The sequence below is a fragment of the Desulfurococcus sp. genome, assembly GCA_026626905.1.
In the GTDB taxonomy this organism is placed as follows: Archaea; Thermoproteota; Thermoprotei_A; order Sulfolobales; family Desulfurococcaceae; genus Desulfurococcus.
In genome coordinates this window covers 49,038-63,516 of the sequence record JAPNUX010000008.1, presented here as the reverse complement: position 1 = coordinate 63,516, position 14,479 = coordinate 49,038, and the positions used below count along the sequence as shown (strand labels likewise).

The 14,479-nt window shown below is 45.9% G+C and carries 15 protein-coding genes; 2 read left to right on the top strand and 13 right to left on the bottom strand.

Annotation, left to right across the window (positions count from 1 at the left end; genetic code table 11):
* Nucleotides 1–14 precede the first annotated feature (14 nt).
* The 13 genes from OWQ48_06200 to OWQ48_06140 all read right to left on the bottom strand — a co-directional run bounded on the left by OWQ48_06200 (nucleotide 15) and on the right by OWQ48_06140 (nucleotide 12,077).
* Complete coding sequence (locus tag OWQ48_06200; protein MCY0868799.1) at nucleotides 15–731, bottom strand: 50S ribosomal protein L2; 717 nt, start codon at nucleotides 729–731, stop codon at nucleotides 15–17.
* Nucleotides 732–741: 10 nt separating this feature from the next.
* Nucleotides 742–1,014, bottom strand: a complete 273-nt coding sequence (locus OWQ48_06195; protein ID MCY0868798.1) for a 50S ribosomal protein L23 — start codon at nucleotides 1,012–1,014, stop codon at nucleotides 742–744.
* The gene (gene rpl4p / locus OWQ48_06190; GenBank protein ID MCY0868797.1) at nucleotides 1,011–1,829 is read right to left on the bottom strand and encodes a 50S ribosomal protein L4; all 819 of its coding nucleotides are present in this window, start codon (nucleotides 1,827–1,829) and stop codon (nucleotides 1,011–1,013) included. The genes OWQ48_06195 and rpl4p overlap by 4 nt, the downstream gene beginning before the upstream one ends.
* Before the next feature lie 11 nt (nucleotides 1,830–1,840).
* The gene (locus OWQ48_06185; GenBank protein ID MCY0868796.1) at nucleotides 1,841–3,031 is read right to left on the bottom strand and encodes a 50S ribosomal protein L3; all 1,191 of its coding nucleotides are present in this window, start codon (nucleotides 3,029–3,031) and stop codon (nucleotides 1,841–1,843) included.
* 361 nt (nucleotides 3,032–3,392) lie between these two features.
* Nucleotides 3,393–4,622: a neutral/alkaline non-lysosomal ceramidase N-terminal domain-containing protein gene (locus tag OWQ48_06180; protein ID MCY0868795.1), complete on the bottom strand. Its 1,230-nt coding sequence runs from the start codon at nucleotides 4,620–4,622 to the stop codon at nucleotides 3,393–3,395.
* A gap of 97 nt (nucleotides 4,623–4,719) precedes the next feature.
* Nucleotides 4,720–5,226, bottom strand: coding sequence for a PTS sugar transporter subunit IIB (locus OWQ48_06175; GenBank protein MCY0868794.1), 507 nt, complete (start codon nucleotides 5,224–5,226; stop codon nucleotides 4,720–4,722).
* Between the two features lie 145 nt (nucleotides 5,227–5,371).
* A complete protein-coding gene (locus OWQ48_06170; protein ID MCY0868793.1) occupies nucleotides 5,372–5,779 on the bottom strand; it encodes a hypothetical protein in 408 nt (135 codons plus the stop codon).
* Between the two features lie 81 nt (nucleotides 5,780–5,860).
* Nucleotides 5,861–7,594, bottom strand: coding sequence for a PTS system mannose/fructose/sorbose family transporter subunit IID (locus tag OWQ48_06165; protein MCY0868792.1), 1,734 nt, complete (start codon nucleotides 7,592–7,594; stop codon nucleotides 5,861–5,863).
* A gap of 154 nt (nucleotides 7,595–7,748) precedes the next feature.
* Nucleotides 7,749–8,570, bottom strand: coding sequence for a hypothetical protein (locus OWQ48_06160; protein MCY0868791.1), 822 nt, complete (start codon nucleotides 8,568–8,570; stop codon nucleotides 7,749–7,751).
* Nucleotides 8,571–8,764: 194 nt separating this feature from the next.
* A complete protein-coding gene (locus OWQ48_06155) occupies nucleotides 8,765–9,226 on the bottom strand; it encodes a DUF488 family protein (protein MCY0868790.1) in 462 nt (153 codons plus the stop codon).
* Nucleotides 9,227–9,249: 23 nt separating this feature from the next.
* Complete coding sequence (locus tag OWQ48_06150; GenBank protein MCY0868789.1) at nucleotides 9,250–10,068, bottom strand: ABC transporter permease; 819 nt, start codon at nucleotides 10,066–10,068, stop codon at nucleotides 9,250–9,252.
* Nucleotides 10,069–10,253: 185 nt separating this feature from the next.
* On the bottom strand, nucleotides 10,254–11,072 hold the full coding sequence (locus tag OWQ48_06145; protein ID MCY0868788.1) for an ABC transporter permease: 819 nt from the start codon (nucleotides 11,070–11,072) through the stop codon (nucleotides 10,254–10,256).
* Between the two features lie 9 nt (nucleotides 11,073–11,081).
* On the bottom strand, nucleotides 11,082–12,077 hold the full coding sequence (locus OWQ48_06140; GenBank protein MCY0868787.1) for an ABC transporter ATP-binding protein: 996 nt from the start codon (nucleotides 12,075–12,077) through the stop codon (nucleotides 11,082–11,084).
* Nucleotides 12,078–12,339: 262 nt separating this feature from the next.
* Between OWQ48_06140 and OWQ48_06135 the strand changes: the two genes are divergently transcribed.
* Together OWQ48_06135 and OWQ48_06130 are read left to right on the top strand one after the other, a co-directional pair.
* Nucleotides 12,340–12,990, top strand: a complete 651-nt coding sequence (locus OWQ48_06135) for a hypothetical protein (GenBank protein ID MCY0868786.1) — start codon at nucleotides 12,340–12,342, stop codon at nucleotides 12,988–12,990.
* Between the two features lie 21 nt (nucleotides 12,991–13,011).
* A complete protein-coding gene (locus OWQ48_06130; GenBank protein ID MCY0868785.1) occupies nucleotides 13,012–14,475 on the top strand; it encodes a hypothetical protein in 1,464 nt (487 codons plus the stop codon).
* The last annotated feature ends 4 nt before the right edge of the window (nucleotides 14,476–14,479 follow it).

Here is a 14,479-nt window from a genome sequence, read left to right as displayed (position 1 = left end):
GCAAAGGGGTGAAGCTACCTCCCTCTGCCAGTCTTCCTGGCGGCTATATGACCCACTTTTCTTCCAGGCGGTGTATTCCTCGCGACTGTTGTAGGCCTGCCTACATGCTGGTGGCTGCCGCCTCCATGCGGGTGGTCAACTGGGTTCATTGCTACACCTCTCACCTTAGGCCATACACGGCTCTTAGCCTTCCACTTGTAGAATGCTGCGCCTGCTTTGAGTAGGGGTTTCTCGAGCCTGCCTCCACCGCTGACTACTCCTATGGTTGCTCTAGCATTGCTTGAAACTTCTACTATCTTACCGCTGGGTAGCTGTATCTGGGTTTTATCACCGCTTCTCCCGACTACTAGAGCGTACGTCCCGCTGGATCTAGCGTATCTCCCTCCATCGCCTGGATTCTTCTCTACATTGGCTACCTGCATTCCCTCAGGTATTAATCCAACTGGGAGGATGTTACCGTTTACTGGCTTGGCTTCAGGACCTATCTCTATCACCTGGCCTACATACATTCCTTCAACTGCTGGCATGTAGAATACCTGGCCTGTCTCAAGTTTCACCTCTGCTAGCGGCACCCATCTCCCAGGGTCGTGTACTAGGTTTTCTATAATACCCTTGTAGGTTCTACCCGGGTCTAGGGGAGGGTATCTAGCTGGAGCTATATGCAGGTGGTCTGGTGTCCTGTAGACTGGTGACCCCTTACCCCTCCTCTGAGGTATTATTCTCTTACCCATACTCAACCACCTAGATTAAGCCTAGCTGGGAGGCTATTTCACCCGCCTTATACTCTGCTGTAAGCTTAACGTAGGCTTTCTTCTCTCCTCTAGGTGTTATTAGAGTTCTAACTTCAGCTACTTTAACATTGAATAATTCTTCTACAGCCTTCTTTATCTCAGTCTTAGTAGCCTTCAAGTCTACTATGAATGTCAGCGTGTTCTCCTTATCTATTAGGACTAGGGCTTTCTCGCTTTGAACAGGTCTTACTATTACCTTGTAGAGTCTATCCATGCTGCTCATAGAAACACCACCTTGAATCTCGAGGCTACCTCGCTGAGAGCCCTTGTAGATATAACTGTAAGCCTCCCAGGCACGCCGCCCGGGGCTAGATGAATAATCCCTAGGTTTCCTGGGGTCGCCACGTCGACACCAGGCATGTTTCTAACAGCTCTAGCAAGCGGAGCATTGTAGCTTGAGAGTACGAAGAGAATGCTGCGTGGTTCCACGTACCGTCGACCCCTCATTTTCCCTCTACCTGCTCTAATACCTGTGCCGCTTGCAGCTCTCTCCACGTCACTCCACAAGCCGATTTTCGCGAGGTACTCTCTAGCCTGCGCTGCCCTGGATACTGCTGTCTCAACTTCATCGGAGACTACTACAGGTAGCTTCTCAACACTGAAGACATGTCCTCTCCCTCTTACCATTTCAACTCTTGATGTAGCTGCTAGAGCTGAAGCTATCGCGGCAGCCTTCTCCTTCTTATTGATCTCCTCGTGTATTCTTTCATCTGTTCTAGGAGGGAATGCTGCATGCCCTTTACGAGTGCTTACTACGAATCTAGCTGTACCGTTAGGTAGCCTAGGGACTCTTGCAAGCCCGTACCCTACACCCCAGTACTTTGCTGTTGTTCTCTTACCAGCCATCGGGTCTCTTCCTTTAGGCTGAAGCATTGCTGTGAAAGCTGAGTGAAATGCTCTTCTCACGAGATCCTTGCGTACAGGTATCTTGAATACTTCTGGCAGCTCTACCTCGCCTACCACGCTACCATCAGCATTGTAGACGGGTACCTTGAGGCTTCCCCCTATAGCTGGTACAACTACTATCTCGTAAACCATTATCTATTCACCTACACTCCCTGCTTGCTCTCAAGGCTTAAATAGACTATTCTAGGTGCTGAGAGAGGAAGCCACTTTAAATCTGGTCTTATAGGGTGGCGGAGCACGAGCATTCTCTTAGCTGGACCTATAACAGAGCCCTTTAAGAGCACGTAGGGCCCGTACACCAGCCCATAGTGGAGGAAGCCGCCTTTAACTGTCACCTCAAGCCCATTCAACCCTATCTTCAAGACTCTCTTATTGTACTCTGTTCTCCTATGGAATCCTGTCTGCCCGGCTTGAGGAGTCTCACTCATAGTACCGAAGCCAGGGCTCCTCGCACCAATCTTCCTACTACCCTTCCTATGCTTATGCCATCTAGGCAGCTCCTTTACTCCAAACCTCTTTATAACACCCTGGAACCCTTTACCCTTGGTGACCCCGATTACATCAAGTAGCTGTCCCTCCATGAAGACATCTGAGACTTTCACGTAGCCTCCTAGAATGGATTCAGCGTACTTGACTCTCTCGTCAATACTACCCCCGCCTACTCTCACTTCAACTATCTCAGGCTTCTTCTTACCTATCCCGGAGAGAACTGGTATAGTGGAGGCTATAACACTGACAGCTGCTATGTCACCGCTGAGAACTTCTTTAATCTCGCTCTCACTACTCTCAGCAGTAAACTTATACCCGTATCTACCGGAGGGATCCGGCTTAACAAGCCCGTGGTTGAGTCTCCCCAGCCCGTGCAGGTATTTTCTCGCAGCCTCCACAGCACTTAAACCTATAAGCGGGTTTCTAGAGTAGAGCTCCTCGTAGACTTTTACTACTGCGTCAACAGGATCCCTCCAGACCTCCCCCTTACTCTTCAAGTACCCCTGCTCGTCAACATAGTATGCTCTCACACCTAGAATTACAACTGGGGGTGCATCGAGAACTGTCACAGGTGTAAAAACCTCTTTACCAGTCAGCGGGGTGTTAGGTCTATCCTCAATGATCACTGCGTGAGTCATCCCAGCCTTATATACAGGGAACCCTAGGAGCACCGGTTTCACTGAAATCCCGCGTGAGGTAGCTTCACCACCAAGTTTCTCCACTAGTATCTCAAACCACGATTTACTCGGCCACCTCTTAACTCTCGGCGTCAGCTCTCTTGCTCTCTTTCTAGGCCTCACTCCAAGGCTACCGTGCCTAGGCGCGTGCAGCTTCCTATGACCCATGCTTAAGCACCTCACCGCTACTATACGTAAGCAGGTTTTAAAGCATATACAGGTTCTTAAACCCATAAATACTTTTAATGCCGTGAAACCCTGGAGCATCCTAGAATGATTAGATTGCCCCTAAATACTTCTGGCTTCTTATCTCCGGCCTGGAAGCATCGTGTTTCACTATATTTCAGTGATAATCGTGTGAAACATCCCCAAGTAGTTTACGTTGTATAGATTCGAGCCTGAACTGTAGTAAAATTAATGTAATTCTGACTGCTAGCCTAGGGTAGCTGTAGGCTTTTAGTTATACATGAGAGTGCGGAATACTGCTACATGTAGCAAAGTTCTCTTCGTAAATGCTGCTTGTAGTCTTCTATCGAGCTAGTAATTTGTTTATTGTTTCATGGATCCTAGTGTATTCAGATGGGTCGAGTAGTGATACTGTTGCTTCATAGACTTCCTCGCTTAAGGGTCTGAATGGTATGTACCCAACATATCCGTTTGCGTAGCCTACAAACATTGTGTACTTATATGGTGAGGCCTTCTTACTCTCGATCTGGTATTCAATAAACATTTCAGCTGGAGTGAATATTGCTGCGAACTCTTCTCCTATAGTTAACTTCGCTAGATGTAAAGTTATGCTCTCCCTTCGCTCAAGGTATCTCGATAAGCTTCTTAAGATCTTTATTCTCAAAAGGCTGTTCTCTATGCTCTTACTTTTCTCGGAGAGTGGGGATGATTTAAGTTCTGAAAGCAAGCGTTCTTCTAAAACGTCTAATTCGCTGATGCTCGGGATCCTCCTGGTTTTAACACTCATTTTCTCCCATTTTAATTCTACATCACCATCTATGGCTTCTACATTCCTTATACCTCTAGCAACCTGAGAATAGAATAACTCTGCTAATCTCGTTACTTCACTGTAATCCCGGGATCTCCTTGTAAACCTTGTGCTGATATTGCCTGCTGCCCCGTTAAGATAAATACTTACCCTGAATGTTTTCTCGAAAAGCCTCATTATAGCGCCTGCTAAATCTCCGGAAACCATGTTGTTTGATGGGGGGAGAACTGTAGGATGACATGCAAAATTTACAGCTATAAAGTTACTCTTCGAATCTAGTAGGAATACGGCTTCTCTATCTATAGGTCCGCTAGGATCCACTCTATTTGATGAAATGTCCTCCACGACAGCTCTACCAGCATGTAAGGTGGATTCGATGATGTCATGTTCCTTGGTAGCTTTCTTAATGGAGTCAACTATAAATTCTCTATATCTTTCAACCACTCCAGTGTACTCCTCGGCTCCCCATAAATCTAGCAATAGTTCTCTCGATGCAATAGGAGCAGAGTGTGTGTGAGTTGCTGTAACAATAACATCTCTTTCTGAGAGGCCTAGGTTCTCGCTGAGTATATCTGCTATTATCCTCCATAGTTCTTCATCCACGTTGAGTAATTCCAAGGATACTACAGCTACATGGTCTATAAGTAGAATTCTACTATAAATTCTATCATAGACTCCACTAGCACTTCCCTTTCTATAAGCATACCCTGCCAACGGGATGGCTTCACTAGGAGTTATATCAACTTTTAATACCCAGATCTTCACGGCTACTTTCCACCTAACATTAGAACATACTGGGCTCCTTATACACTTATACCTTATACTAAATGTCGTTCTTAACAAACAATTATAAATAACCAGGTTAACTCTTAATTAACCCTTTCTTCTTTAGAATACTGTAGAAGTCCTCTGGCTTATGATCGGGTAACATTTGATAGATAAGCTTATATCCCATACTAGCGAGCTTCACGAATTCCTCAACATCTTTCTCGTCAACTGCAAAATTCTTAGTTACGAGTGTTTTCCCCTTCTTCCAGCCAGACTGTCCTACATTTATCCAGTTAATATCTTCTATCGGGGCTTTCTCTAGTACCCTTCTACAAGCTTCTGGAGTCGCAAATATTATCATTATATTGCTGGATTTACTGTAATATTTATTCTTGAGCCTTTCAACTGCTTCATTAAGTGTAAGTACTTCAACCTTCTTGCCGGGTGGTGCCATTGCTACCTGGATTTTCTTCAAGAGCTCATTAGTGGCTAGTGCGTCGTCAACTACCCATATCTCACTTATGTTATATGCGTTTACCCAGCCAACTGTTACCTGCCCGTGAATATAGCGGTCATCTATTCTAATTAATTTCACGGGCATTTAGAGATCACCATAACATTTACTCTGAGATTTTAGTAGTATTACAGTAATAACAACAGTCATACAGTTAATTTAAGCCTTTTAGAGCACAGTTTCTACAGGAAGCAAGCTTACAGAACCACACTAAAACTAAAATAAAAATATTTCATGATTCTGATAGCTTCTCAGAAAGAGTAGTTATAGATTCTCTCCCTTGAACTATTATCTCCCCAGCAAGAGTTTTAACATCCTTCTCGTCAATTTCGAGAAGAGCTTGAAGTAGCATTGGGAGATTTACGCCGAAAACTGCTTCACTCTTATACGTTGACTTCAATAGTACTTCAGCAATTACTCTAGAAGGAGTACCACCGAAGATATCAGCGAATATCAGCGCTTCATCAACTGTATTTAGTGCTGAGTATAATTCATTTCTTATTTTCTCCGCAGTATCTTCTGGTTGTAGCTCTATTATGATAATCTTCTCGTCTACTGTTTCCCCGAGGAGTAGCTTAGCAGTATCTTTTAACGCTTTCGGAAAATTACCGTGCCCCATGATAATAATTTTTCTAGGCATGGATAACCGCCATACCCGTATACTTTATAACAGGAAGTAATAATGATTATTTAAAAAATCAATGGAAACTTTTATGCGCTTTTAGACTGCTAGAAGTCCTGCAAGGCCTAGTATGAATCCTGTAAGGAACACTATTATAAGGATTTTACCTGGGGTAAGACCCTTCATATACAACCAGTAAGTTCCTAGTAAGGTTAGAAGTGGAATAAGTCTTGGGAGAATTTTGTCGAGAGCATCCTGTAATACAAAGGCCTGTCCTCCTCCAACTGCTATTGTCACTGGCGTATGAATGTTAATATACATTACTCCGAGTGCTCCTATGATACCCATTGCTAGTATTGTTCCGAGTTCTCTTACAACTTCTAGCTGCCCACCTTGTATTAAGGAGATGGCTCTTTCACCATACCTATAACCGACTACCAGGAACCACCATGTTACCAGTATGATTGGCACAGCCCATAAAACTGTTGCAAGGAGTGGACCTAGTAAGCTTCCAGCTAAGGCTAGTGACGCACCCAAGCCGTAGACTATAGGCCTCCATGTGAACCAGAATAATCCATCACCTAACCCTGCAAGCGGGCCCATAAGCATTGTTTTAAGTGACCTAATAGTGTCTGCGTCAGCCCCTTCCTCTTCTAGAGAGACGTTAAGTCCCATGATGAATGGAATCATCGCTGGATTAGTATTGAAGAATTCGTTGTGCACTTTCATCCAGTTGATTAACTCCTCCTTTGATTTCCTCAGTTTCTTCTCAATGCTCTTGATGATGGCTGCATAGGCTTGCCCCTGCATACGTTCATAGTTCCATGCCCACTGGCTAGTAAATGCTATCTTAAGCCACAATGCTACTAAGTCTTTCCTTGAAAGCATTCTTTTCTTTACTGTCTCAGCTTCACCACCAGTAGCTGCTAGAGATTCCAGTAGTGATTTTACTTCATCAGCCTTAATAGCAAATAATAATGCTACAAGCATTAAAGCTATACCAAGAATAGGCATGTTAAAGTAGGCTGCTAGAATATAACCTAGAAGGAACCAGGGTATCATCATTTTATTAAACATGAGCTTCATCAGGTATGCTAGACCTACTGCAGGCATCATTGCTCCGGCAACGCCTAGCGCCCCCATGACTCTAGCAACATCTGGATTATTGACGAAAGCCCTGATCGCTTCTACAGCTGAAGGTGAAAGTCCAAGCGCTCCTACCACTAGGATCGGTATCGCCTTTGATATAGCCCACTGGAATGTACCAGCAGCTACTATGGGGTACAGTCTATCAACGTTACCTCGTTCTATTACGGCATCAGCCAAGTGAGCATATATTGTGCACCCAGCTCTAGCAAGAACCACCTCGACGTACATTGAAAGAATACCTATAGGTACTGCGAGAGCTACGAGCGAGGATAATTGCTCAGCCGCTATAGTTGTATACCCTAAGATCTTCGCAAAGAGTACCGCGATAACCGTAGCAACAAGAGCGTCTGGTGCAGCAGCACCACCTATCGGGTAAACCCCTAAATATACTAGTTCAAGTAGTGCTGACAACGCAAGGGCTGTAGGAAGGGGAAGTCCCACGATTATACCAGTTAGTGTTCCAATTGTAAGGGGCTCACCTATTCCTATAGGTCTATAACCCAGGAATTCGAAGACCGCTATTACCACGAGTACTACTATTGCGATTAATTGGCCCGGTGTTATAAGAGTTGCCTCACTTCCTGTAGTAGCAGCAGAGATAGGAGATAACGCTATTGCAACCAGAAGTGTGAGTACTATCAATAAAGGTTGCTGCCAGTACCCTTCTCTAAGGCTAGGATTCACTAGTACCACCCTAGTGTTCCTATATTAATTATAGAACTAGCTAATATATTTTATGTATAGGATTCCCTTAAAAACCGGTTGATTTTCATATTCGGTAGATAAAATATGAAGGTACAGCACTAAACGTTTTTCACTCCAGGAATATATTCTTTGCTTAACTAAGTGCTAGAAAATAGTTTAGTAGGCTTAGTGTCGCTGCAACTGCTTCTTCTGTTCTAACTGAGACTACATTCTGCCCTGGTATTGTATTCCAGACTGCGTCAGCGTAGTCTAGTATGCTGAAGCCTTCTCCCGCTGATATCTCGTAGAGGTCTCTCTTCGGGCTCCCGAATAAGACTAGGATTCTCCTCCCTCGCAGCTTTCTCAGCTCGCGGAGTGATGGTACAGCTCCCGTCTTATCTGTCGCCAGCTTGAACACACTGCTCTCTGCATCCTCGAGTATCCTCTTCAGGGAGTTACTAAAGAATAACTTAGGGCCCATGTAGTAGTCTCCGTTAATGCACTCAGCAATCCTCTCTACAGTGTCTACTACTCTCACCATCGTGATACCTGGACTGCACTCACCAGTAGCCTTATACTCCTCGGTGTTATCGAGTAGTGCTGTCACCCCGTCTTCTTTAAGTGTTATGTATGCTGCTCTAACCTCTCCACGCGTAGGCTTTCCTTTCACATCGAAAGCCTGGAGTCTTATAGGGGGTAGCGCGCCAACATAGCGTAGTAGCGGGTTTCGGGGTACAAGCCTCCTTCTAAGGTACGGCGGCGTGAAGAAGTACCTCCAGAGGGCTTCAATGAGCTCTCTATGCCTCCTGTACTCCTCTAGTGGAGTAGAGTACTCGCGGTAGAAGAATACTGATTCAACCCCGAATATAGAGGATACCCTGGCAACCTGGTGTACTCTGAGAGACTTCAAGAAGAGGGTTGACTCAACGCTGAGAATGCTTGTGGGTAAGGCTATGCCGACAGGTATCCCCGCCACAACCCTACCCTTTCTCCTGGCTACCCTGAGTCTTCTTCCTCTCCTTAACCATGAATATAGTTGTCTTCTGACGCCCGCCCATAGAGGCCACCCTTCCACCCTTCATTCAAAAGCAGGCTTTTATCTCTACTAATTAGAAACCTGGGTTTAATATAACTGGAGTAGAAGCCTGCCTGCTCTAACGTTAACCTTGCTCACCGTGTAGCTTTAAGCTTATGCTCCTGTACCCTGTCTTCGTCTATGATGTGTAGGACTTTGAAGCCCTCCTCTACAAGTGTATCCGCTATAAACCTCCTATGGCATTTAAACCATAGTTTCTCACTGCACATTACAGCTATGATTCTACCTGACCCTGCTACCTCTATGAGTCTCGTAATCCCTTCCCTGTAGCCTGCAGTCTTCACATAGCTCTCGTACCCGCCCTCCCTGTAGCCTCCGAGGAGGTCTCCTAGCCACATGTAATCTACGCCCAGCCTCCTCAGGGATTCCTCAAGGCTCTCACGGTTGAAGTAAGGGTACTTCTTAGACTTAGGGAACCGTCGCACATCAACTACCACCTCCACTCTGTACTTTGATAGCAGTCTATGGAACTCCTCGAGGCTTCTATTACTATGGCCTATCGTGTAGACTACGCGTCCACCTCTAGGCTCGCTCACCGTTAACCCCCTTTACTGCACGGCTAGTACATTCCAATGGTTTTAACGCCTTCTCTAAGTATCCTCCTGTACTCTCTCATGAAGAACCAGTAGGCTGCAGCTAAGTATAGGAGGCTGTATACTGTTCCATACATGAGTGTCTCGTTTAACGGCAGCTTGAGCGGGGCATTTAATAAGCTCCTCCTAACAAGCTCGGCTGGATAGGCGTAGGGTGTTAGCAAGGCTACTACTGCAACCTGCTCGGGGAGGTTTGAGAGTGGTGTTAAACCACCTGTAGCTATCGGGAGTATCCAGCTTATAAGCTCCATTACAGGCCCGCTTGTCCCAGTGCTCAGCGTGGAGCCGGCGAGAACTAGTGTGTGGGCTAGCAGTACTACGCCTAGCAGAATAAAGCTGTATAATAATAGCAGCGGGTTCTCCACTATAAATGCTGGAGGCGCTAGTAGCAGCGTGAATACACTGTATACTAGTGTAAGGCTTGCTGCAAGCCATATCAAGCTCACCGGGGCGACACCAGCAATCAGGATTAACGGGCTCCGCCCGCTGACAATGTAGTATTCGAGTACACCACTCCTCATAGACCACCTTATCTCCCAGGCTAGATCCCATGTAGCCGTGCTATACGATGAGAAGACAAGGACAGCTGTAAACATGTAGCCTGCAATAACGCTTCTATCAACACCCGGCGAAGCGAAGAGCTCTATAGGCGCAACAAACAGGACGATCCACAGGGACATAGAGAGCATTCCATAGATGAAGCCACTGGACCTCACAAGCTCAGATGTAAAGTAGGCTTTAAGCACTGCTCTAATAGAGTCCATCAATCCAGTTTCACCGTTCAACCCTGTACTCTCATTTCAATTATTCGAATATTTTATTTTATGTTTGAGTGCAGGGTCTTAGCCCTCATCCACCTACTTATCTCTAGGGTGGGTCATGGGTCTCCTTCAAGCCCAACGGCACGGGGCTTACATCTCCTGCTTTCTTCTTCAAGGGTGAACATGGATTAGTATAAAAGATCTCCAAATCATGAAAGAGAAACTCCTTCTCTAAGCTTAGATTTCTCCCAGAGACTGATGGAGTGCACGCCTATAGGCGTGTAAATGAAGAATAATGCTGTCGCGGCAGCTAGAAGAATAAAAGAGTAGTAGAGCTCAGCCTCCCCGAGCAGTATCCTCTGTATCACCTCGACTACATGGCTTGACGGTATTAGAGCTGACGCTACATAGCCTCCGAGAGGCATCATGAAGCGCGGGTAGTAGACTCCGAGGAGTATGAAGAGGAGGGGTCTAAGTATATTGATAAACCTCCACTGATCCCTCCCATGGCTGTACAGTAAGCCCATTAAAACCATTATTAATGGGGTGAGAGTGACAGCTGCCACTATGCCGAGTAGTATTACTGAGGCAGCCTCCAGCAGCCCGCTAACACCGTAGAAGTAGAGCATTACAGGTGCAACTGTCGCTGCACCCGAGGCTACGCCGGCGAGTAGCCTGGGGAGAGGTATTGCGAGAAACCTGTAGAGTCTTGGCATAGGGGATGCAATAATGTAGGGGAGTGTCCCCATCCACTCATCGAATAAAGGCCTCCAGAGTAAATCATCGTTCACGCTCATAACTGCGATTAAAAGATAACCTGAGACAGTGAAGAATACCTCCGGCGGGATACCAAACCTCTCAGTGAAAACCCGGCTACCCCCGAACCCGTAGCCTAGTAGCAGGATGAAGACAAGGAGCATGTAGGGGTACCCGATAATCATGACTAGCGTTATCTTCCTCCTCGAGAGCTCTGAGAAAACCATCTTGAATTCAGCGTAAACTGCATTCAAGAACAAGCTGGATGCCATTTAAAGCACCTACCCAGCGTTCTCCGCGAAGTACATGAAGACATCCTCAAGTGTCGGCTCTTCAACCCTAAGGGATATAATCTCGAATCCAGCTGCAATAACCTTTCTGAGAAGAGAGTCTACTACCTCCTCAGGCTTCTCAACGTGGAGTTTAACACTGTAGACTCCCTCACTACTGTTAACCTCGTATCTACCTGGATTCAAGCCTTCAATAATTCTCTCGACGCTGCCGCCATCACCGCGGAGCGTGAGGATAATAGTCTTCAGCCGCGGGATCATGGATTTAAGCTCGCTTGGAGAACCCTCTGCTACAATCCTTCCCTTATTGATTAAGAGTATTCTATCGCATACAATCTCAGCTTCAAACATGTTGTGCGTAGTGTAGAGTATAGTCTTCCCCTCCTCGTGTGCTAGACTACGGACTAGCTCACGTATCCTCCTACTGCTCGGTGGATCCAAGCCTAGCGTCGGCTCATCTAGGAGGAGGACAGGGGGATCCCTTAATAGTGCTCTCGCCAGGGATAAACGAGCCTTCATCCCTAGACTATACTCCTCGAAAAGCCTGTCACTCGCACCCAGCTTATCCAGCTCTAAGAGCTTGAGAAGACTCTCAATCCTCTCCCGTGCCCTACTCCTAGGTAAACCGTAGAGTGCCGCGAAATACTCGAGGTTCTCTCTACCCGTGAGCTTACCGTAGAACCCCTTCTCCACAGTTAGCATAACCCCTATTATTTCCCTCACTCTACCAGCATCCCTGACAACATGGCTACCATGGATCCATGCATCTCCTTCATCAGGCAGGAGTAGAGTAGAGAGTATCTTAACAGTAGTAGTCTTACCAGCACCATTAGGCCCTAGGAGCCCGACAACCTCACCCCTATACACTTTAAAGCTAACACCCCGTAAAGCCTCAACAACCCGCTTCACACTCCTCAGTAAACCCCTCCTCTCCCTCGTAGCATACCTTTTAACAAGACCCTCAGCAACAATAGTCTCCTCTCTCAACACAGCCACCCTAGTAAACACTACAAGCATATTAGCATAGCATGCTTAAAGCTAAAAACTAATACGGTTCCCCGGCGGAAAGCTTACTTAGCATAACTAGTGAACTATCACGTTAATGCTGGCTAGGGGAACAGCAGAGACACAGTTAGTTTATAAGTTTAAAACTATAGTTTTTTTTTTTTTTTGATAAAGATTATTTAAAAACCTCCTCTCAGATAGTTTACGTACGCTAGTATCATGTCAAGCAGCATGGGGTGGAAAAATGAGAGAGAAAATTAAAGAGTATATACCGCTGCTACTAGCTTTAACAGTACTAGTATCTACAGTGATGGCAGCTGTATTCGTCTACTACCCTATCGAAGCTACAGTATCTCCTGTGCAACCACCAATAGTCTTCGCTCTAGGTAGCAACGCTGGAGGATCCGACTTAAGAGGCGGAACCATAGGTGTTGCAGTTGGCAATAGTGGAACCTCTCTTAGTATTACAGTACACCCAACATACCAGGTATCATACTACAGAAACCTAGCTGTAATCAAGAATACTGATAACAAAGCATATTATGTGAATTTAACAGTATACACCCCAATATCATCCTGGGCTAACGGTAACATCACTCTAATAGTATATGGTTCCGGGACGGTTAGAAGCCTCACAGGCTGGCCGAAGACTGTGCCAACCAACAGCACAAACGATCCATACAGTTATCTGAACCCTACGGCTAGTAGCTACGTAGCAATTCTAGATCTCACAAAATCTAGTAGTACTAGCTTCCAAATTAATGCCAGTCAAACATTAGAGGTTGACTTGTTAATCTATATCCCTGAAGGCGTCCAGCTGCCATCCTCGGCAACAGCACAAGTATACCTAGTGTACTCACCAGTCAGCGAGACCCCGCCGTCAGTAGCACCGTAGAGGAGCATGTAGTGGTGCTTGATGCTTGAAGCCAAGTATTTTTTAAACGCGGCCTTCACCATCTCTATTCTAGTTTTAATCTTATCCTCTATTCTAGTCTTCTCATCCCTCCATGTTTTCACGCCGCTTGAAGCATCTGTATCCCCTGTACAGCCATCTCTAATACTAGGCTGCTATACGGGGAGCATACCCCACTCTATCACGAGAGCGAATAGAGGAGCCTTAGTTTACACGGACTTCGAGTCTACCACCGGGTGGAATAGTAATGGAGGCTCTTGGAACCTCACTACCGGCTATAAGGGTAGTGGAATACAAGGCACTGATAACGATGGAGGCCTAGGTGGAGCATCTCAGTACTACTATAACAGCGCACTTAACGTGATTACAGGCTGGGTTACAGTGAAGACAAGACTATCCAATGGAACAGGATGGTACGGGTTAGCAGTACTCGATCAAGGACGCAGGGCCATGTATACGGTGGGGATAAATTCAAGTGGTTACCTAACAATATATTATTACTCTCGGGAGTGGTTGCCGTTAAGAGATACTAGTATTCCCTCGTATTCCTTTAGCTCCTGGTATATTCTAGTAGTATCCTTCTCCTTCACCAAGAAGGATGCTAACATAACAGTATACCTCTACGATGTGAGCGGGGTACTCTTAGCCTCGGTATCATATAGCGGTAAGAACTATATGAAAGCAATACCCGCTTACTACGGAATTAATGTAGATGGAGTAACCGCTGTATTCGATGACTTCATGGTTTCAACTCCAACAAGTGACCCCCGCTATAATGGTGACCCCCGCTATATTGTATTCCAGGGTGTTCCAGCAGGGTATAGTGTCAGCGTTTACGATACAAGCGGACTCCTCGTTAATAGCACAGTATCAACCGGCGGGGATACTCTTCTAGGGGTTGTATCAGACACTGTAGTTGGAACAGGGAGTGGTGGAGGCATCATAGTATCCTATCCTGAGGGTCTTCCCGCCTTAAACTATACTGTGCCGTCAACTGACGCCTTACTGGGGGGTGATGTGTACGCGGTGGTGGCATTCGGCTATCCTTCTTGTAGTCTTGGCGCTAACTACACCTCAGCGAGCGTCTCAGCGAGGATCTCATCGTCAAGTAGCATGATTTCAGGAGCTATCCTATTGAAGTTGTCGAACAACGATGTTAAGCCTGTTTACGCAAGGCTTATTCTAGCAAACTATACTGCTCCCAGTACTCTAACAGTCAATATTACTCTTAAATCAGGAAGCTATGAAGCCTCTCCCCCCATCACTATTTCAAGCGGTGTGGTTTCAAGTAATATGACAGGCTGGATTGAAATACCATCAGGCTCCTCCATCTACCTCTACGCTAAAGGATACTTTACAGCTAGCAGTCAGTCAGCTACACTTAACATCTATCTCGAGTACTGCACTATGGTTAGCGAGGGAGGTGCATGTGTATACAATCCAGTTGAGGTGACTCTCACCGGATAGGTGT